This is a genomic window from Nostoc sp. (assembly GCF_036919815.1).
In the GTDB taxonomy this organism is placed as follows: Bacteria; Cyanobacteriota; Cyanobacteriia; order Cyanobacteriales; family Nostocaceae; genus Nostoc.
Map to the genome: position 1 here is coordinate 16,828 of NZ_JBALCE010000074.1, position 20,733 is coordinate 37,560.

At 41.2% G+C, this 20,733-nt stretch carries 19 protein-coding genes and 1 pseudogene; 6 read left to right on the forward strand and 14 right to left on the reverse strand.

Annotated features, from left to right (window positions below):
* Positions 1 to 124: 124 nt before the first annotated feature.
* Positions 125 to 898, forward strand: a complete 774-nt coding sequence (locus V7K15_RS17565; protein ID WP_334907127.1) for a glucosamine-6-phosphate deaminase — start codon at positions 125 to 127, stop codon at positions 896 to 898.
* A gap of 141 nt (positions 899 to 1,039) precedes the next feature.
* Here V7K15_RS17565 and V7K15_RS17570 read toward each other — a convergent pair whose 3' ends face one another.
* The 5 genes from V7K15_RS17570 to V7K15_RS17585 form a co-directional block, all read right to left on the reverse strand.
* Positions 1,040 to 1,417 (reverse strand): pentapeptide repeat-containing protein, encoded by a 378-nt coding sequence (locus V7K15_RS17570; RefSeq protein ID WP_334907159.1) that lies wholly within the window; start codon positions 1,415 to 1,417, stop codon positions 1,040 to 1,042.
* Positions 1,418 to 1,817: 400 nt separating this feature from the next.
* Positions 1,818 to 1,970, reverse strand: a complete 153-nt coding sequence (locus V7K15_RS30015; protein WP_442949686.1) for a WGxxGxxG family protein — start codon at positions 1,968 to 1,970, stop codon at positions 1,818 to 1,820.
* Positions 1,919 to 2,383 carry a histone H1-like repetitive region-containing protein gene (locus V7K15_RS30020; RefSeq protein WP_442949687.1) on the reverse strand — a complete coding sequence of 155 codons (465 nt, stop codon included), beginning with the start codon at positions 2,381 to 2,383 and terminating at the stop codon, positions 1,919 to 1,921. Before V7K15_RS30020 ends, V7K15_RS30015 begins: the two co-directional genes overlap by 52 nt.
* Before the next feature lie 1,222 nt (positions 2,384 to 3,605).
* The gene (locus tag V7K15_RS17580) at positions 3,606 to 4,292 is read right to left on the reverse strand and encodes a mobilization protein (protein ID WP_334907131.1); all 687 of its coding nucleotides are present in this window, start codon (positions 4,290 to 4,292) and stop codon (positions 3,606 to 3,608) included.
* Between the two features lie 86 nt (positions 4,293 to 4,378).
* On the reverse strand, positions 4,379 to 4,861 hold the full coding sequence (locus tag V7K15_RS17585) for a hypothetical protein (protein WP_334907133.1): 483 nt from the start codon (positions 4,859 to 4,861) through the stop codon (positions 4,379 to 4,381).
* A gap of 650 nt (positions 4,862 to 5,511) precedes the next feature.
* On the opposite strand from V7K15_RS17585, the gene V7K15_RS17590 reads away from it, so the two are divergent.
* From V7K15_RS17590 to V7K15_RS17600, 3 genes and pseudogenes are all read left to right on the forward strand, one after another.
* Complete coding sequence (locus tag V7K15_RS17590) at positions 5,512 to 6,564, forward strand: J domain-containing protein (protein WP_334907135.1); 1,053 nt, start codon at positions 5,512 to 5,514, stop codon at positions 6,562 to 6,564.
* Positions 6,565 to 6,567: 3 nt separating this feature from the next.
* Positions 6,568 to 6,879, forward strand: a pseudogene (locus V7K15_RS17595) (energy-coupling factor ABC transporter permease); the annotation flags it as partial.
* Between the two features lie 16 nt (positions 6,880 to 6,895).
* The gene (locus V7K15_RS17600; RefSeq protein ID WP_442949684.1) at positions 6,896 to 7,087 is read left to right on the forward strand and encodes a hypothetical protein; all 192 of its coding nucleotides are present in this window, start codon (positions 6,896 to 6,898) and stop codon (positions 7,085 to 7,087) included.
* A 14-nt stretch (positions 7,088 to 7,101) separates the two neighbouring features.
* On the opposite strand, the gene V7K15_RS17605 is transcribed toward V7K15_RS17600, so the two are convergent.
* Both V7K15_RS17605 and V7K15_RS17610 read right to left on the reverse strand, forming a co-directional pair.
* Positions 7,102 to 8,124 (reverse strand): serine hydrolase, encoded by a 1,023-nt coding sequence (locus tag V7K15_RS17605; protein ID WP_334907137.1) that lies wholly within the window; start codon positions 8,122 to 8,124, stop codon positions 7,102 to 7,104.
* A gap of 403 nt (positions 8,125 to 8,527) precedes the next feature.
* A complete protein-coding gene (locus V7K15_RS17610) occupies positions 8,528 to 9,487 on the reverse strand; it encodes an ATP adenylyltransferase family protein (RefSeq protein WP_334907139.1) in 960 nt (319 codons plus the stop codon).
* A gap of 206 nt (positions 9,488 to 9,693) precedes the next feature.
* On the opposite strand from V7K15_RS17610, the gene V7K15_RS17615 reads away from it, so the two are divergent.
* On the forward strand, positions 9,694 to 10,959 hold the full coding sequence (locus tag V7K15_RS17615) for an HhoA/HhoB/HtrA family serine endopeptidase (RefSeq protein WP_334907141.1): 1,266 nt from the start codon (positions 9,694 to 9,696) through the stop codon (positions 10,957 to 10,959).
* Positions 10,960 to 11,036: 77 nt separating this feature from the next.
* Here the strand turns inward: V7K15_RS17615 and V7K15_RS17620 are convergent, their stop codons facing one another.
* The gene (locus V7K15_RS17620; RefSeq protein WP_334907143.1) at positions 11,037 to 11,237 is read right to left on the reverse strand and encodes a hypothetical protein; all 201 of its coding nucleotides are present in this window, start codon (positions 11,235 to 11,237) and stop codon (positions 11,037 to 11,039) included.
* Position 11,238: 1 nt separating this feature from the next.
* Here V7K15_RS17620 and V7K15_RS17625 point away from each other — a divergent pair, with 1 nt between their 5' ends.
* A complete protein-coding gene (locus tag V7K15_RS17625) occupies positions 11,239 to 11,970 on the forward strand; it encodes a hypothetical protein (RefSeq protein ID WP_334907145.1) in 732 nt (243 codons plus the stop codon).
* Positions 11,971 to 12,134: 164 nt separating this feature from the next.
* Here the strand turns inward: V7K15_RS17625 and aroF are convergent, their stop codons facing one another.
* The 6 genes from aroF to glyQ form a co-directional block, all read right to left on the reverse strand.
* Complete coding sequence (gene aroF / locus V7K15_RS17630; RefSeq protein ID WP_334907147.1) at positions 12,135 to 13,193, reverse strand: 3-deoxy-7-phosphoheptulonate synthase; 1,059 nt, start codon at positions 13,191 to 13,193, stop codon at positions 12,135 to 12,137.
* Positions 13,194 to 13,513: 320 nt separating this feature from the next.
* Positions 13,514 to 13,984, reverse strand: a complete 471-nt coding sequence (locus V7K15_RS17635) for a PAM68 family protein (RefSeq protein ID WP_334907149.1) — start codon at positions 13,982 to 13,984, stop codon at positions 13,514 to 13,516.
* A gap of 12 nt (positions 13,985 to 13,996) precedes the next feature.
* A complete protein-coding gene (gene rpsO / locus V7K15_RS17640) occupies positions 13,997 to 14,266 on the reverse strand; it encodes a 30S ribosomal protein S15 (RefSeq protein ID WP_196526018.1) in 270 nt (89 codons plus the stop codon).
* A 243-nt stretch (positions 14,267 to 14,509) separates the two neighbouring features.
* The gene (locus V7K15_RS17645; RefSeq protein ID WP_334907151.1) at positions 14,510 to 16,174 is read right to left on the reverse strand and encodes an alpha-amylase family glycosyl hydrolase; all 1,665 of its coding nucleotides are present in this window, start codon (positions 16,172 to 16,174) and stop codon (positions 14,510 to 14,512) included.
* Between the two features lie 218 nt (positions 16,175 to 16,392).
* Complete coding sequence (locus V7K15_RS17650; protein ID WP_334907153.1) at positions 16,393 to 18,747, reverse strand: ComEC/Rec2 family competence protein; 2,355 nt, start codon at positions 18,745 to 18,747, stop codon at positions 16,393 to 16,395.
* Between the two features lie 937 nt (positions 18,748 to 19,684).
* Positions 19,685 to 20,563 (reverse strand): glycine--tRNA ligase subunit alpha, encoded by an 879-nt coding sequence (gene glyQ / locus V7K15_RS17655; RefSeq protein ID WP_334907155.1) that lies wholly within the window; start codon positions 20,561 to 20,563, stop codon positions 19,685 to 19,687.
* Between the last annotated feature and the right edge of the window lie 170 nt (positions 20,564 to 20,733).

Consider the following 20,733-nt stretch of genomic DNA (forward strand, 5'->3'; position numbering starts at 1 on the left):
AGGGGAAAAAGTCGCAAATTAATCTGCTAAATCCTAAAATCTATACTGGATAGGGCATGTAAAGGTAGACAAATACAGCATCTCAAGTAACTGCGGGATTATTGATAACCTTCTGTGTAAGCAAATGCTAGCCGCTACAAACTTTTTTCGCGTTGATGATTTACTAGTGCAGATTTACAACTCTGAAGTAGAAATCGCCCAGGAGGTTGCCGAAATCGTGCAGAAGTATTTACAGCAAGTTCTCAAGGAACAGGATACAGCTGCTGTATTGTTAGCAACAGGTAACTCCCAACTCAAATTTCTTGATGCTTTGATTGCATTGGGTAGTGTAGATTGGTCACGGATTATTCTGTTCCATCTAGATGAATATTTGGGAATTACTGCTGACCATTCTGCCAGTTTCCGGCGCTATATGCGAGAACGTGTAGAGAAGCAGGTTTTTCCAAAGCAATTTCACTATATAGAAGGTGATACATTGCAACCAGTAGCAGAGTGCGATCGCTACACCAAACTACTGCAAGCACAACCAATTGACTTATGCTGTCTTGGTGTTGGCGAAAATGGACATTTGGCTTTTAACGATCCAGCAGTAGCAGATTTTCAAGATCCTTACAGTGTGAAACTAGTCAAACTGGATATAGTGAACCGTCAGCAACAAGTAACTACAGGTCACTTTTTGAATCTAGAAACTGTTCCACAATATGCTTTTACTGTTACAATCTCGACGATTTGTTCAGCTAGAAAAATTCTCTGTCTTGCTCCAGAAAAACGTAAAGCGAATGTAGTAAAAGAGATGTTGGAAGGAGCTATAACTACAGACTGTCCGGCTTCTATTCTCCGTCAACAATCCCAAGCAACGTTATTTTTGGACGTAAATTCTGCTAGTTTGCTTTCTTGAACTTGTCTCTTAATTCTCAGAGGATGTTTTAAAAGTTTTTGATGATGTATCAAAAATCAAGCTCCTAGAATTAACTATGACTTTTTGTCAAATGTTCATAAATAAATTCAGGATATTATTCAAAAGCAACCCTTTACATGGTCAGAAAACATCATTTCCTCTAGTTTTGCTTTCAGCAATACGTTCGGCAATATAAAGGTCCAAAGTGAAACCAGGGACGAAAACTCCGTCATATCGAACAACATCCCAGAAGTTACAAGGATCTTCGCCAAAGCCACTCAAATGAGCACCTTGAAGGTTGACTCTAATGAAATGAGTACTAGTCAGATTGCATACACTTATATTAGCACCTCTCAAATCGCAGTCATAAAACCAAGCCCATCCCAAGTTACAACTCTCGATAAGAGCATCCCTGAAGTTACAGTAGTTGAATTGAGCTGTCAAATCGCACTGCCTCAATTTAATACTACTCAAGTTGACATAAGAAAATCCCGCACCACTCAGACTGATATTTTGCAGTTAAACCCCACTCAAGTCAGCGTATTCCAAAATGATTTGCTCAAAATCTCGCTCCCCAGCAGCATAACGTTTGAGAAATTCTTCTACAGTAATCCTTCTCTTTTCCATACCTCAACTCCCACATCAAGCAGAACACACGGTAGGGACACAGCAATGCTGTGTCCCTACCGTGTGTTGTATCCATAGAGGCATAGCGGCTACTCTACGAGTTTTCCAACGCAGTACCCAACGGGTATGAGAACCGCTATATTATGCCCCTACGTGTGTCGTCTATTTAATTCAAAACCTCGTAATAGCCAGAGGCTCTTAAGGAGGTAATGTCTCAAAGCCTATTCTGGACAAAGCTAGTCCAGAAGTTGACACAAACGACAGCTGTACGCGTCCTAGAGTGTGGTGAATACTATTTAGAGCGAGAACCTGTTACTTCATTAGGATCTCTATAAGCCCGGACTTGATCGCGATTACGAGCCAGACCTGCTAAACCGGCTAGACCAAGTAAACCTAGCCAACCCCAATTGAAACCGCGATCGCTAGTTCTTTGGGAAGTTGTGATGCCTGTATTCCTGTTAACACTTGTAGTATCTGTGGAATCAGTGCCTGTTGTGCCACTGCCTGAGCTACTGCCGGTTGTGCCATTCCCTGTTGTGTCGCTGCCTGTTGTACCACTGCCTGTTGTGTCGCTGCCTGTTGTACCACTGCCTGTTGTACCACTGCCTGTTGTGCCACTGCCTGTTGTACCACTGCCTGTTGTGCCACTGCCTGTTGTGCCACTGCCTGTTGTGCCACTGCCTGTTGTACCACTGCCTGTTGTACCACTGCCTGTTGTGCCGCTGCCTGTTGTGCCGCTGCCTGTTGTGCCACTGCCTGTTGTGCCACTGCCTGTTGTGCCACTGCCTGTTGTGCCACTGCCGGTCGTGTCGCTGCCTGTTGTGCCGCTGCCTGTTGTGCCGCTGCCTGTTGTGCCACTGCCTGTGGTGCCGCTGCCTGTTGTGCCGCTGCCTGTTATGCCACTACCTGAGCTACTGCCACTGCCGGTTGTGCTACTGCCACTGCCGGTTGTGCCACTACCTGAACTACTGCCACTGCCGGTTGTGCCACTGCCACTGCCGGTTGTGCCACTGCCTGAGCTACTGCCACTACTGGAGCCTCCGCTGCCTGAGCCTCCGCTTTGGGCAGAAACAGAAGGAGGTAAGGACACAGAAGCGAAACTGATGGCAAAGACGCTAGCCAAAACAGCTTTAGATAAATCAAAATGCTTCATGGTTATGGTTCCTTTTAGGTTCTAGATATCTGTGGTTGATTGATTTTCAAAACTGATATTGTCTACTCAATCGAGTGCTAAATTAGGTAAACTTTGGCAAAATATATTGAAGAGTCTTTCACCTAGTTTCTTTTGGAATAATTGAAACCATTTGAAGATGCCACAACAACTGATTATTTGTCAAAGTCAAACTAATTAATGATAAGTAATTACTAATTTATGATTAGGAAATAACGACCTTGGTCGTTTGTTCACAACAAACAAGGAATAATAAAAAATTAGATTCACTTGCATCATAAATTTTAATTACTTATTGATTGTCAATTATTTTGCCATTCTTAACCAGGATAGCTGCTAATTTTTTACCTGACTTCTACCATAAGAGTAAAATCACTTCTATCGCAGGAATTATTTTTGCATTAAAATTAGTCTATGAACGTGAAGATAATTATACCTTTTAGAGCTTGCAATTAGATCAACAGACCTCAAGATAAGCACAATCTTCACACTGGGGGTTTTGCCTTGGATTGGCACATCCACAGACGGGGTTCACATAACATTCAGAAGGATCTTTCTGTGTCCGGTATTTTTTGAATATAAAGTATAAAGCTGCTTATTGCAGACAAAAAATAAAATCTTCAATTATAAAATTTCGTACTAATCATAATGAATAGAACCATGTTTGTGTTACTTATTTAGATGCATTAACTAAGTAGACAAGAATAGATAAAACTATGTACAGCAATTTAAAATTAATTAAATTGGCTTTTAGTAAGGGCTTCAGCCCGAAAAATAGGGCTGAAGCCCTTACTAAAAACCTTTATCCAACACAAAGTTTTAAAACTCGAACAATAACTGCCCTCAACAATAACTGCCTCATCCCCAACAAATAACTAAACAAGCGTGCGATTCCTCTCTAGAGCTTTGCTATTCAACTTTTTCATACCAGATGCCTACTCTCTCAAAAGCACTATAAGCAAGCTTCAGAAAATTCATTACTCTCTGTCTGCCAATTACCCCAAATTCTTTATACTCTCTCGCCTCCGCAAACGTCAGGCGATTTTGGTCAATTATGTTTCTTTCTTTATATGCTAACTTCGGAAAATCCATAACTTTTATCTTATATTTATTTACTATTTTCTGAAAGTTTGAGTCTGACTCTATATGCTCCCAATCATCAGACAGCCCCAAATTCCTCACCAGAATATGAGGGATTCTCTCACCGTAGGTATTCACTGACTGAGCAAACAGGTTCATACTGTCGTATCCTCCTGTCGATACAAACCATTTGCAAAACATTACTCCCTGCGAACTCCCTAATTCAAATAATTGATTAGAGTCAATCCACCCTTGTACTGCTCTATGCGATTGTGCAGCTAAATTCACAATTACTGGCCTCTCTATTGCCCACTCAAATATTTTATCTGCCTTATCTGCCTGTCGCTCATTCTCGCTAAACACAGCATACTTACATATCTCCTTATACACCCCTGCTACATCTGGATTCGATCTATCTGTCTCCACTGGTACAAACGGGATTTTCTTATCCAGACAATACTGAATCATTGTCCTAGCAAAGAGAGACTTTCCTACCCCGCCTTTTTCACCATCCACCAAATGAATCGTCGGCATTACAGCTACCTCTAATACTTATTAAACTCGTATGATACATATTTCCCAGGCTTAGAACTTTTTGGCGATTACCGCCTAGTAGTTTTGGTAGTTTTATCAGATGCCTTTATCTCATCCTTTGATTCTTGCTGAACTTGAATCTCTGGAGTTAGCTTTTCTAAAGAAGTCTCAAGAACAAGAGAGTCTCCAGTTACTGAGGCCGATTGTGACATTACTGATGATTGTGTTGAAATCTGAGTATAATTCTCAGCAGATAAAATTGGTTTTAGTTTAACCCCTCTTTTGCCAGAACATTTTTCTTTCTCAATCTCAGTTAAGTATTGCTTGAATGTCGCTGCCGAAACTTTTATTTTTTGAGTTTTGAGGTTTTCAGAAAGGTTTTGATAGCTATAACCTTTTTTCAGAGCCGATTCAAGCTGAACTCGCATAAAGTAAACACTCTCTGGCAGTGATAGTTCTTCTTTATCCTTCTCTTCTAGCTTTTCTAGGGAAGCTAGAGTCGCTTGGAGTTTATCAATAGGAATTTTCTGTCTTGGGCTTGTGCGTACCATTCGTTCTGTTGAATCGGCTCAAAATTTAATTAATCCTATCACCACACCCTCTTGTGTGGATTGATAAGATTATACATATTATTGAACAAGCTATACTGAATAAACCAGTATATGCCCTTTACCCCTTCCACTTTCTGAAACTCGGGCCAGAAGATGTAGTTTCTCAAACTCCTTGGGATTATCAGCCATCCCTGACTAGGATGTTGACTTTGAACGCTTTTAAATGGTAGCTTTTCATATAGAATCTGTGCCACAAGATGTCTGGGACTTACGTAAAACTACACGCTTTAGGGGCAATATCCTGCGGTCAGCTAAAGCTACATGAATTGCCCCTGCCTAAAAATCATTCTTTTCAGCTATTGTTTAGTTTTTAGTTTCTCAAGAGAATTAATATCAGTAGACATTCTGTGTTAACTTGCACGAAGATACAATATTCCCCTGTGTTTGGGAGAGCGATGTCACACGAAAAAGCTGCTGCTTCGTCTACACTGACTATGACGAACACTCAGTCAGATACTCCCATTGAACAAACTATAAAAAGCTTGGTGTTGGGTATCGTGTATCATGTTTGAGGTATTTTATTTTCGCATTGACCTAATGACTTTGACAGCTATAGTTTTTTTAAACCTTGAAAAAACCATAAAGATTCTATGCCTCGAACCACCTCATCTCCATCCCACTCAACTAGAATAACTCCACTGGCTCTTTCCGAATTACATCTGAGATTAGAGTTTTTAGAAAAAGAACATAAATCGCTACTTAAACAGATTAAGAGAAAGCGAACGGAACTGAAGAACTTTGTTGAACAGATGCGTTCTTTAGCCACAGAAATATTTCATCAAGCCAGTCCCAGCTTCCAAAAAATGGCTGAGTTAGACCAGGATATTCATGCTCTATTTGATCAAATTTTTACTACTAGAAAGTTTGGTAAACAAACCCTCAAAAATATAGAAGCAGTTTACCTTAACCTCCAGTTGACAGGAATCATTAGTCTAAAACCGAGGAGCAAACAATTCAATAGAGAGCTAGAGGAACTATTTAACAGTTCCGCTACAGAAGAAAATTTCGCAGGAGAAACTGCTGAAGGTCGCCATCAACATTGGCAAGCACAAGAGTCTGTAGAATCTGCATCTCTAGCTAGAACAGAGGATTCTAGAAAAATTCGTCAAACATTTCTGAGGTTAGCTGAAATCTTTCACCCTGATAAGGTAAAAGACAGTGAGACACAGAGATATCATACAGAAATCATGAAAGAAATCAATAAAGCTTACCAAGAAGGAGATTTGGCAAGACTTCTAGAAATTGAACGGATTCAGGAAGTCGGGGAAGTTATTGACAATAATAGCGAGGATGATTTAACTCGAAAATGTCGAACTCTAGAACAGCAAAATCAAATTCTCCTCACTCAATATGAAAACTTGAAACTAGAACTACGTTTGACAAAAAATACTCCAGAAGGAGCGATGGTTTCAGATTCTCGTCAAGCTGCTAAAAAAGGCATTGACTCTATGGCTCAGATGGTAGAAACAATAGAATCTCAAATTAACGTTGTTTCTCAGATTCGGGATTTTGTTAAGGACTTTAGAGAGCAGAAAATCACTATCAAAGACTTTCTCGGCGGACCAGCAACCCTGCACTCCTTAGACGAGGAAATTATGGAAGATATTCTTGAGCAGATGTTGTCAGAATTAATGAGACAGTAAGTGATTGTATTGTTGTTTCAAGCTTTGTTGCTGGCGCATGGCGGCTTGACGACGTTGGGTGCAAATGCTTTTTCGATGGCGATCGCTGGCCCATTTGCGGCTTATTGGATATATAATTTGACAATAAAGTTGGGTGGTAAACAAAAAATCGCCATCTTTTTAGTAGCTGCGATCGCAGATTTACTCACCTATATTATCACTTCTATCCAACTGGCCCTAGCTTTCCCTGCACCTGTTGGTGGGTTTATCCCTTCATTTACTAAATTCGCCGGAATTTTTGGCAACCCACAATTTGGATCTAGTTTATCGTTGGGCGGATTGGGTTTTTGTGATGGATAAAGGGCGACTGATGTTAGAAGGTAAACCACAAGATGTATTTAGCCAACGTCCACTTTTAGAAGAGTTAGAGTTGGGCGTACCATTGATGTATGAGATGTTATTTGATGGGCTATCTGCTGAGGAAGAAGTAGTTATAGAACGAGTCCGAAAACGGATATTAGAACTATTCCGTAATTTTTTCTGAATAAACGTCAATAATTAAGGTAGATGGCTAACTTTTGGTTGATCGAAGTAGCCATATACCATTTGAGAAACTTGACGAATAAAAGCTGTTGCTCTCTCGTCATTATTCGGTCTTCGCACGAAAATTCCTGCTAAATAACGCTTACCTGATGGTGTTTCAATAATACCCGCATCTCCCAGTACAAACCTCAGAGTGCCTGTTTTGTGAGCAATACTTGCCCCATAACCCAAACCAGACGGAAGTAAGCTTCTATTATGGCAACGAATCATGATACCTAAAACTTGAGAGCGACTGGTATCAGAAATTAACTGATTATTTGTAATCAAAGCTGACAATCGTACTAAGTCTTTCGCACTAGTTTTATTAGTTCCTTTAAAGTCTCCTAACATATTGTTAATCACAGTACTTTGTAATCCCCAAGTGCGAAACCTCTGATTTAAATTTGCCTTACCACCTAAACGGTCGATAATCATATTTGTAGCGGTATTATCGCTAATAGTCATCATTTTAGTTACAGTTTCCAAAAGACTAATCTTAGTTCCCACCCGCCGATACTGCATATCTCCAGAACCACCAGTAACGTGTTTACGTTGCATCACCAATGTTTCATTTAGTTTGATTCTCCCTGTATCGATTCCCTGAAACAAAGCAATTAAAATAGGATACTTAATTGTGCTAGCGGCAGAGAAAGGTTGACTGCCATTGATATTTAAATAATCACCTGTTTGTAAGTCCATAAAAAAGATTCCCGGAGTCAGGAATCTGTTGCGAGCCATTAATGCTTTAATTGGAGTTTGTAGTTCCGATATTTCTCGTCCTAAAGGAACTATACCAGTGTATTTAGGAATACCTGTTGGGTTGAGAAAATTGCTTGAGGGAGTTGGGGGAATGAATTTCAGTTCTGGTAGTTGTAAATCTGATTGATTTCCACTCCCGCCATCTGCGCTGTCAACTTGATTCGTGTTGAGATTGGCCTTTACTGGCGACGACATTAGAAAAATACTTGTGAGACTAAGTAATAACCAGCGTAGTTTCATGTAGTGGTGTGAGGATAATGTTGGATTGACTTACAGAGATTTCCAGAGAAGTAAATAAAATCCAGATTGATTGACATAATATTCACTAAAATATCCCATGTCAATAGATATAGATAACATACATTACTGCAAGTTGAGGGATAAAAACTATGAATTAAAATCAAAATATGAGATAGATAAAATTTACATACATATATGCCATCAAGTAGTTATCTATTTATACAAATAGTCAGAGATTAAGATTGTGGTTTGAGTTTTGCTTGCAATGATTTATACATAGCGATCGCGATAAATAAAGCACCCGTAATTAGACCGATTAAAGAAGAATGCAGAATCAATAATTTTACCTATACTGTACTGTAAACTCTCACAGATGGGGGGAGAGTGAAAAACTACTACTTAATTAGGATACAGCAACATTCTTGAGAATGGTCATCGGACCTTGGGCTTTAAGAATCTCCATTTCTGCTGCATTCCGCACTAGCAAAGCACCAGCGAATCCTAATGAATTCACAGAGATAGACTGGAAATGCTCCTGCGATCGCGGTATGATCAAGATCCATTCTCGTGTCGCTAGCAGATTGTAAGCAGCAGATTGCCTTGCATCCAAACCCACTGCATGTCGCAAGGTGCGATAAACTTCCAGTGTTGCTTGGGCTGCTGTAAACGGGGACTGCCCCCAATTGGAATTTAGTGGTGCAAAAGCGTGTAGAAAAGGAAGTTTTGGTGAAGTTGCGTAGGCTTTGCCCACCGTACCCTTACTCTTAAACAAGCTATGCGTAGCAGAGGCTCCAGAAAGTATTGAATTCTGAAATTGTGCTGATGTTAGCAGAGCTTCAATAGGTATCTGCGGCCCTGAAGGTGCAAGTGGTAATGGCACTAATTGCAAGTGCTTGTGTCGCTGACTAGCACCTGCGGTTTTGCCACTGTTGTAAAATGCTAAACCATCGAAATCAGCTAGACATGCCCACATAGCCGTAAAATCTTCCACGGTGAGTAAGCTTTCCTGTTCCTCGAAGCCACGGGTAATAATTAGCAGATGATAATCAACAACATTAAATTTATTCAAAATACATACATGGCTATCGGAGATATCCGCCACAAATAAATCCTCTTCGTAGGGCAAGAAAGGATTAAACTCTTGACTAGACTTAGCAGATTGTTTTTCCTGTTTCTCCTTGGCGGCTTTTTTGCGATTCAGGTTAGACAAAATCCGCACTAAAAAGCGCACGTTATCCTGTTCGATAAATTCAAATTCCGTCGGTATTGACAGCAGCGCCCCGCATTGCAAAGCATGTTCCGTCTGCTCTTTGACACTTGTCCATAAAGTTCCAGGTTTAAGTAAGATTTTACCCTCTGCCATTTTATTCCTTCAGACATGGATGCAATACCAATCGGGTAGCACATCTGTGCTACCCTACAAATGACTATATTCCAATACAGTTCAGTTAAGGTGGGATGCGATAAGTAAAATACCAAACCTTTCATAACAACGCAATACCTCTGCAACAAAACTGTCACAAATAATATCTACATTAGTAATACATCTAAATATCCTTCCAGACAGCAATGCAAAACGAATCTAGCGACAGAGAACACCCATCAAATAGCATTTCACATAACACTGCTGACACCAAATACCATAATCGAACACCCTGGAAAAAGGCTGCCGCCTCTCTATCGCTGGTGTTGCTGGGATCGGGTATGACATTGGCAGGCGGTTATATGGCTGGACATTCTCAGCAGGTGTCTGAAAACGCATCTAATTTGGCAGTAAGTCCAGTAAATGCCGCTCCTCCATTAGCAGCCGGTACAGATCCTAACTTTGTGATCCAGGTGGTGCAAAAGGTCGGGCCAGCCGTGGTGCGAATTGACTCTTCCCGAACTGTAAAAACTCAGATACCAGATGAATTTAACGATCCACTTTTCCAACGTTTCTTTGGCTCTCAAGTACCAGAACAACAACAGAATCGGGTAGAACGAGGTACTGGTTCAGGTTTTATTATTAGTGCTGATGGTCGTATTCTCACCAATGCTCACGTAGTCGATGGTGCTGATACGGTAACAGTAACACTCAAGGATGGGCGTACCTTTAAAGGAAAGGTGTTAGGCAAAGATGATTTGACCGATGTTGCTGTCGTCAAGATTCAGGCAGACAATTTACCGTTAGTAACCTTGGGTAACTCAGATAAACTGCAACCGGGAGAATGGGCGATCGCGATCGGCAACCCCCTTGGACTAGATAATACAGTAACTACCGGAATCATCAGTGCTACTGGACGCAGTAGCAATCAAATCGGTGCTCCCGATAAGCGAGTAGAGTATATTCAAACTGACGCAGCAATTAATCCCGGTAACTCCGGCGGCCCCCTGCTAAATTACCGTGGCGAGGTAATTGCCATGAATACAGCCATTATCCAAGGAGCACAAGGGTTAGGCTTTGCTATTCCCATCAACACAGCACAACGCATTTCCAGTCAACTAATAGCTACAGGCAAAGTAGAACATGCTTATCTAGGAATTCAGATGGTGGGTTTAACGCCTCAGCTAAAACAAAATATCAACTCAGATCCCAATAGTGGTTTGAGTGTGACTGAAGATAAAGGTGTATTAGTTGTGAAAGTTATCCCAAATTCACCAGCTGCTAAAGCAGGGATACGTGCTGGTGATGTGATCCAAAAGCTTGGTGGTCAAGCAGTCACAGATGCCAGCAGTGTCCAAAAGGTAGTAGAAAATAGCCGAGTCGGGGGCGACTTACGTATGGAATTACGTCGCAATGGGCAGAATCTTAACATAGCTGTGCAACCTGGTGCTTTCCCCACGCAAGTCCAATAAGCGTTATGTTGAGCCGTTTTGAGGGATTTTTGAGTAGTAAATAAGTAGCCTTAAAAATCGGGGACTTCTAACCAAATTTAAGAAAACAAAGAAAGCTCAAAATAAAGCCGTTCTATCATTACTAGGACGGCTTTATCTATCAGTATACATTCACCACGGGCGATCGCGGTGTCTACGTGCATCATTGATAAGCATGAAACAAATACGGGGATTTTTCTGATGTCTTCACCTAGAGATTTCCCGTATTTGTAGAGTTGTACCACCAACTCAAAATTCATTATGCAGGTTACACTCATCCTTCAGCTACAGATTGCTTTATTTCTTGCATTCCTTTTGCTGGTTATATGCATTATCAAGCTTTTGCTTCAGAGGAAAGCTTTGTCTCTGTACCAACAATCCACAGAACAGTTTAAGCAGTCCGTAGACCAATACCAAAAATCTGTAAAGCTTTTTAGACAAGCTATAGATGAGTACGAATTCCTACTTAAGGAACATGGGATAGATACATCACAACTAAAAACTAAAGCTTCCCAGCAACTAATATCCCCATCACCGTTCCAATTCAAAGTAACTCAGGAGGAAATAGACATTAACAACAAGTATCTGCACAGTGAATTAATTGCTCTAACCAACAATGTAAACACAGCTAATCAATTACTAGCAAAACAGAGGCAATTATACCCCGGTAAATCTGATAACTGGGTTTTGCAACAAGTTATTAGTGATTTGAAGCTCAACAAACCACAGGAACAAATACAAACCGAAGTTTCTCTGTCTCCACCCTCGCATAGGCCATTAGCAGACCTGAAAAAAATCAAGAGGCAGCCTAATAAACTAAAAAGAGTGCCCAAGAATAATCCCTTGTACAAAGAACTTCTTAATTTACTCAGTGGCAATCAAGAAATTGCCAATCGGTTGATTACACGTCAGCAGGGATTAAATCCAGATAAATTAGATAACTGGATTTTGGAAAAAGTTGTTGGCGACATAAAACGTGATCGGCGTGTTTAACAAACCGAAGCGTAGTTTACCGCCGTAGGCATCGCCCACAATAAAAATACAATAAAATCCTAGTTTGTAGTGAGCGATTTATCGCTTTTTCAAATTTATCACGACTAAAGTCCTGACTACAAATTTTAATTTATTAATGCCTAGCAATAAGTTGCAACTAAATTTTAAGCTAGAGCGACTGCTGGTTGCTGCCAACGTCCCACCGCCTTACCAATTACTGCTAATTCTTGCATCAAGTTATCGAAACGGTCTGGTGTCAGAGATTGCGGTCCATCGGATAAAGCTTTGGCAGGGTTGGGGTGAACCTCTATCATCAGGGAATCTGTACCAGCTGCGATCGCAGCCATTGCCATTGAAGGTACAAACTCAGACCAACCTGTACCGTGGCTGGGGTCAATCATAATTGGCAGGTGAGTCAGCTTTCGCAACACTGGCACTACTGATATATCTAACGTATTCCGAGTATACTGGCGGTCAAAGGTGCGTATGCCCCGTTCACACAAGATCACATTGGGATTGCCAGCTGCCAAAATATACTCCGCTGCCATCAACCAATCTTCAATAGTAGCCGCCATTCCCCGCTTCAAGAGAACTGGTTTCGGCTGCGCCCCCACTTTTTTGAGCAAAGAGAAATTCTGCATATTCCTTGCCCCCACCTGAATCACGTCAGCAACGTCAACAATTTTATCCAGGTCAGCGGCATCCATCACTTCTGTAATAATACCTAGTCCGCTGACTTCCCGCGCCCTCGCCAACAAATCCAAAGCACTCTCGCCGTGTCCTTGGAAGGCGTAAGGTGAAGTCCGGGGTTTGTATGCCCCTCCGCGCAAAAATGTGGCTCCAGCCCTTTTGACGCGCCGCGCCGTCTCCACAATCATCTCTTCATTTTCTACAGAGCAGGGGCCGGCAACGACTACCAAAGGGTGGTGTTCACCAAATACCACCGCTCCATTGGGAGTATCAACTATTACTTCTGAAGCTTCACCGTGGCGGTACTGGCGGCTGGCTCGTTTGTAAGGCTGCTCTACCCGCAACACCTGCTCAATCCAGGGGCTAACTTCCTGAATTTGTAGTGGATCTAAACTGGCGGTTTCACCTACTAGACCAATAACTACTTTGTGTTGACCAACAATTTTTTCTGGAGTTAGCCCCCAGCTAGTTAGTTCCTCATCAATGCGCTTTATTTCCGCCTCTGGGCAACCACTTTTCATTACTATAATCATCTGAAAGTTCCTGATTAATTAAGTAAAATTTTCTGTAAATGGGCTAACTTTATTGTTGCCTATTGGACTAATTAAGAATAGTTAAAAAGAAAATTTATTTACAAAATCTAGCGCTCAGTCAGTAGTTTTACTACTAAATAACTGAATACAGGGTATAAAAAAGATTATATAATTTTAATTAGCAATGTTGAAGTTATAAAATTTCAACTTCAACATTCACGGGTTCGGCACTTCCTTCAAGTCGGGAAACCCGCCCAACGGAGTGCCTCACTTCTTCATTTACCCAATACCGCAGTTACATAATACCTGAGCGCCGTTTATTATGAGTTTTTTTGCCGAGTTTCGCGCCAAACTGCCACCATTCGTCCCCAATTGGTGTTGAACTCACCCAAACCCAGCAAACTTCCGACTCTTTCTTCATCCCAAGAGGTAGAGAGAACGCCATAAGTTATCCCTAAGACCCCCAAACCAAATAATCCCATGTTCACCAATAACACGGCGATGGGAGGTAGTTGAATGTTGGAGTAGATAGCAAGCAGATAGCTAACAACTAGGGTGGTAATGCCCAAAGCTGTTGGTACACCACAAAATCCAGCTACCCGTCGGATCATCCTCTGGCTGACTACTTGGGGAATAGTCATTTCTTCTTTGGTATAAGGTGTCCTTCTACCAGCCTGTTTGCCAGGTTCTTGAGGCTGTGCTGCTGGTTTACTTTGAGTTTTTGCGGGTTTTTGGCGCTTTTTGTTTGGTTCAAAGGGCAAGCCACTGCGTTCAGATTCTTCAGCAGACATAAGCGGTAGTCCCTATCCACGAATACCGAGGCGAGCAATCAAAGCTTGATACTTTTCCCGGCTTTCCTGCGATATGTAGGCTAGAAGACGCTTACGCTGACCAATTAGCTTCAACAGTCCCCTGCGGGAAGAATGGTCTTTTTTATTTGCCTGGAGATGTTCACTGAGGCGGTTAATGCGCTCAGTTAGCATGGCAACTTGGACATCGGACGATCCAGTGTCGGTTTCGTGAACTTGGTAGTTGGAAATTATTTCTTGTTTCCGCAGTTGCGTGAGAGCCATGATCGATTCAGTTTCTAATTTTTCTAAATGTATGCAGCAGTCTCCCATAATATCACAGCCATCAAGCTGGATGTGGAATGACCTTTACTGCTATATTTTGTATTTTTTTAATACTAAGTAAATAAAAACCAGACTTCCTGTATACTTGATTTCAATCCCTAATAGAGATTTTAGTTGATTGCAATTATACTCTGTTTCAGTAATATCCCTAGTTATCAATGATTTATTGACAAACTACTACTGCTAAACAAATATCTTGGCTGTATAGCTTGGTAAATCAGTGACTAAACCATCTTCTCCAACTTGCACCTCCCAGTTGGTGAGCCAATCTTGCCAATATTGAGCAGATGGGAAGTTAGGAATTTTATATTCATTTAGATTCTGGTCGGAGAAATTTGCTACGACAACGATATGAGAATTTTGCTCATTCCATCGGGTGTAAGCTAACACTTTTTCCTCGGTATTTTCGTAGAAAAACTGGATATTGTCACTTTGCAAGGCGAGATTCTGCTTGCGTAGAGCAATAAGTTTTTGATAATACTCAAATAAATTATGATTCTGGTCGCCTGACAACAAAGACCAATTAATCTTCTGTGGCTTAGTCACATCTTCGCTTTTTTGCTGGTATTCCCCAAACTCTTCTCCCATCCACAGCATCGGTATACCCATCGCTGTCATTAAGAGAACGGCTGCTAACTTCGCTCGCTTAAATGCCTCTGCGTCAAAGATACCGCGATCGCCTAATTCTCGCAATAGACGTTCGCGATCGTGGGTTGCCAAATAATTTATCACATTGGTAGCGATCGCATAACCCTGCTGTCTGGGATTTAAAATTTGCTTTAGTTGTTCTAATTCAAATGTTTCTCCACAAATATATGGAACTATAAAGTACCTAAAACTCTCATGCCAACAACTATCTAATGGTCCATCTGGCTTAACTACAGTGTTTGTATCAGGAATATGTTCGGCAATGTTGTAAAACTGTTTGGGTGCGGCATGGATTTTTGTTTGTTTAGCCAGCCAGTCGAGAAATTCAAAGTTAGCTAATTGGCGCACCGCATCAAAGCGAATTCCATCAATGTGATACTCCTGAATCCAAAATTGCACCACATCCCCGATGTATTTCCATGCAGGCTTAACATTTAACTTTTCATCATAATTATCATAGTTAAACTCTGGCCCCCAGTAATTATCTGGATCTTCAGGATAATGCATGTGTTCGTAATACCAGTAATTCCGGTCAATCAGCATTAACGGGCATTCTTCATCTGTGTGGTTATAAATTCCATCCATAAAAACACGAATGCCTCTAGCATGACACTCATCTATTAATCGCTTTAAATCTTCTGTTGAACCGTAACTAGATTCTGTCGCAAAGAAGTGGCGCACTTTATAGCCCCAGCTATAGTTACCAGGGTACTCATTAACTGGCATTAATTCAAGTGCATTAACTCCCAATTTAACCAGATAATCTAACTTGGCAATTACCCCTGAATATTTGCCTCGTTTGTCAACCCCAACGTGATCATCAGTAAAATCTGCAACGTGCATTTCATATATGACTAATTCCCGATTGTCAGGCAACGCTTTTTCATCATATTGCCAAACGTAAGTATCAATAATGCGTTGCCCATTTTTAATCCGTACCATGCTGAATTTTTCTATTTCATTAACATCTGTGGCATTAGGATCAATAACATCTACCCATTGATCAAGTGCAAAATTTTGACTTTTGCTTTGAACACGAAATTTATATTGATAAATGCCGTCTTCCAGCTTTACTTGAGTGCAGAAATAACCATCTTCACTTTTTACCATTGGGATTTCTTTCCAATCAGAAAAAGACCCAATTAAAGCTGCTCCTTTGTTTCGAGGAGCAAACAACGTAAATTCAATTAAACTTCCCATTTGCATTTTTTTTAAATATCTTCCTGTGAGTAGTCCGTGTCACCATGCGTGGAAATACAAACATTATCCCAAGCATAGGGTTAGCACCTGCTCAAGGAATCGACCTTCCTGAAACCTTTCGAGACAGTACTTCGTTCCGAATGACCATACATCTATCTTTAGATAGACTTGGTTAAAAATAAATATGTGCTTTTAAATTTACTTAATTTGTGACTTTCTTATAACATAGAAGACTTATTTTCTGTTGCTTCAATAAACGCCTCAAACTGACCATTAGGTGTCCATTGAATAGCCCCATCTCGTCCTGTAAAAAATATTTTTGTTTGGCTTTTATTCAGTTCAGATAAAGCTTTTAGATCAAAGTTGGCAGAAGAAGCGATCGCCACTTGTGGTTGCAAAGCAATAACTAAATCTTTCAAAGACTGAGGGGCACACCACAGCACTTGTGGGCGAGGCAAACTTCCATTTTTCACTAGTTGCTGCACCTCTTTAGACTTGACATTACCTACTAATAACCAATTCTGATCTAAAATTTGCAATTGTAAGATAGGTAATTGGTCATTAATTAATTGTGCCACGACTGAACCAGTATTCACCGCTTGACCAACTGCCATCGGTTGGTAAGAACCCTGATACTTTGCTAATTCTTGTTGAATTGCCTGAGTTGCAATGGAATTTTCTGGCTTAGGGGAATATTCATAAAAATTTTTGATTGGTAAACGTTGCAGCAATTCCAACCAAGCATTACTTTCATTGCCTTGGAAATCAGTTGCGATCGCCCAATTTATTTGATTTATTCCCTGCTGTTGCAAAAACGGTAGGATTGTGAAACGTCCTGTACCTTCATCGCCACTATTAATAACAGTTACTGTACCTCTATCTTGAACAATTACAATTGGTTCCGTACCAGATTCTAATATCGTTATCCTAAACAATGTATTTGTAGAATGCCAAAGGGGGATGAATACTAAACCAATCGCAATCACATTAGCAAACCACCACCGCTTCTGCCACCAAGGCACTAACCAAACCAGTATAATCAGTAGATAAATCGCCAGAAGCTGCCAACTAGATATGCTGCCTACAGCAACAGAATTTCCTGGCAACTTGCTAAAAAATTCCACCAGTTTAATTAGCCAATCAGTAGGATAATGCAACACCCCAGCGAGGAAGCTTCCTGCCTGATCCCAAATTAATGCTGCGATCGCACTAATGATTCCACCTATACTAATGATCGAAATTAATGGAGTACTAAGCACATTCAGCAACAAACTATAAGATGGTACAACCCCAAAGACAAAAAGTTGCACAGGTAAAGTCCAAATAGTGGCAGCTAGGGGAACAGCAATCAAAGCAGCGATCGCAGGTGGTAGCCATGCTAGGCGGTTGACTAATGGGGATACTGTTACGACTAATCCCAGTGTTGCTAAAAAACTCAATTGAAAGCCTAAATCCCAAATCCATAAAGGATTAAACACTAATAACAGAGTTGCTGCTAATAGTAATGATCCGAACTGTTTTACCCTCCTTTTTAATAGCAAACCAACTAATGCCGCAAAACCCATAATTACGGCTCTGAGAACCGCAGGTTGAAAACCTGTTAAACTCAGAAAAATGATTAAAGCCAAAAAGCCAAGGGTAAATTGAGTTGCTTTTTTTGTCCGCTTCGTTAACTGTAAGATCACACTCAAAATCAAAGAAGTTTGGAACCCGGAAGCTGCTAAAGCATGAGCTAATCCGGCTTGTACAAATAAGTCGCGGATATCGTAGGGTAAATCAACAGCTTTGCTGCCTAAAACCATTGCACTGACAAGAGGGCCTTCAGGGACACGCAACCAACGAACTTGCGATCGCACAATTCGCTCCCGAATTTGCCACCATCCCCATTTACGTTCCTGATCCAAAACATTTATTTGTCGCCCAACTAGACCGGCAAACGTCCCTTCTTGCTTGAGAAACTTTTGAAAGTCGAAACCACCAGGATTGGAAGCCGCCTTTGGTTTGTACAAAATCCCAGTCACAGCAATTTGTTGACTAGGGTATAACCCAGTAGCTTGAAGTATAGGCACTGTCACATACAATTTACCTGTCACCCCTTTTGGAACACCTGCCGAACCTTTTTCATTTTTAACCTCATCTAACTGAGTCGCTTCCAGCCAAAATTGTCCCCGTTGACTGCGAGTCAAGCGAGGATTACTCGCCACTTCACCGCGAACAATCACAAGTTGTTCTTGATTACTGCTATTTCCAGGGGGAACGAACTGACTAATATCTTTTGCACCTGGTTGCGGCACTCGCCATTGAAGATATAGAGTTGCCAATAATCCCACTAAGCCAGCAGCTAGCCATATTCGAGGATGAGGAGTAGTTTGCCAAATATTAGGCACTGCCTTATTTTTGCTTCCAGCATTTTCTGGTTTCTGAGCAAGTTGCCGTGAAGTGGTGCGTCTTCTAAAAAGAATTGCTCCCACTATCCCCAGAACCAAAATCCATACACCACCCCAAGGAACTGCTGTAAACAGCAACCCAAAAATGTAGCCAAGACAAATAATTACACCACTGGTTTGAATCATAAGATTTTTTGTAAAAGCACCTGACAACCCAAATTTGCAGCTGACTTAAAAATAGCTAGGGCAACAATAGAGAAAAATCGGCGTTGGTGAATTTGGCTATGAAATTTAAAAGTCAAATATTCCAAACTCTTATTATTTGCGCCTGTAACGCCTTTGCGTGGGCTTTTCATCTCTTTAATCAGCAACGCCGAAAAAATTTTATCCTTGTGGTGAAGTATAGTGCATCAAGTTTATACAAACAAAGCCCGCGCAGGCGAGCCGTATCCTTGTAGCATTAATGCTCTAGATTCAAGATTTAACGGTATTTCTGACTTTTAGCAATAGCCACATCATAAAGATATACCTAGCTTAAACCTCATCGCAGCCTGGAAAAATAGAATACAGAGTACTATGCCACCCAAATATGCATCAACTGCTCATAAAACTTTTTTATTCCCTGCAAATCCACTCAAATAAATTCTACAAAAACAACGATCTCCATCATCAATGTAAGGATGTCCGCAATGCAGAATCGGTTCAGGGATGCCCAGAGAATCAAATTAAGCCGCGATCGTTTCCATAACTCCACTCGATTTCACTATCTCTCACACACCTTAACTTTTTCCACTTCATTCTGTGTGTCCTTTGCGTCTCTGTGGTTCATCGAATCGATTTTTTGATAGCTGTTCGTAACCACAGCCTAAGTCGTAGGTTGGGTTGAACGAATGTGAAACCCAACTATATCTAGTTTCCTAGCTAGTTCAGTTTAGTTACGAAACCTAACCTACATACTCTATAGCTGCCACTATTAAAACAGCGATAGCATTACCCAAATAACATAAGAAGCAATTGGAATCACAAAGAGCCAATCAAAAATATAGGAGTAACGAAATGTAACTTTTGAAGGCGAAACAGGTTGCGGTATGACTGGCTGTGAAATCAGTTGCAGCCCAATTGGTCATAAAACAGGCTTATTTAGCAGAGGAAAACCCAACTTCTCCCTTTGCTCAACATATAAATGAGCTACCTTCCTAGCCAAATGCCGAATCCTGGCAATATAGCGAGTTCTCTCCGTCACCGAAATCACACCTCTCGCATCCAGCAGATTGAACGTGTGCGAACACTTCATTACATAATCTAAGCTAGGCAAAACCAATCCTCGCTCCGTCAATTGGGTAGCTTCCTGCTCATACAAATTAAATAGTGTCAGTAGCAACTCAGGATTTGATGCTTCAAAATTGTAAGTACACTGCTCAATCTCTCCTTGGAGGTAAACATCACCATAAGTAATGTTGTCTGTCCAATGAATCTTAGTAATTGCTTCCACTTCCTGGAGATACATTGTCAGCCGCTCTAACCCGTATGTAATCTCAATCGACACCGGACGGCAATCAATTCCTCCACACTGTTGGAAGTAGGTAAATTGAGTAATTTCCATCCCATCTAACCAGACTTCCCACCCAGTCCCCCAAGCTCCCACCGTCGCATCTTCCCAGTTATCCTCTACAAACCGAATATCGTGGTCTTCAGGACGAATACCTAAAGCCCTTAACGAATCAAGATAAATCTCCTGGATATTATCTGGCGACGGTTTAATCAGGACTTGATACTGATAATAGTGTTGGAAGCGGTTGGGGTTTTCGCCGTAGCGTCCATCCGTCGGGCGACGACACGGTTCAACGTAGGCAACAGCCCACGGTTCCGGTCCCAATGCTCTTAAAAATGTCTGGGGATTCTTAGTACCAGCCCCCTTCTCAATATCGTAGGGCTGGGCGATAAGACAACCGCGATCGCCCCAAAACTCATGCAATAAAGCTATTACCGACTGAAAATTCACGCTTCACCCTTCCTTACTCAACACAGTGGATAAACCATTGTTGCCTACAACCCGGCACTGTGGGCAGTTTCAGGTGACTGAAAAACAGTCCAAAATAAATTTTGGAAAAATAGTTGACAAGATAGAGGAGGTTCGTTATATTGAATAAGTGCCTGAGAGGGAAGCGAGAA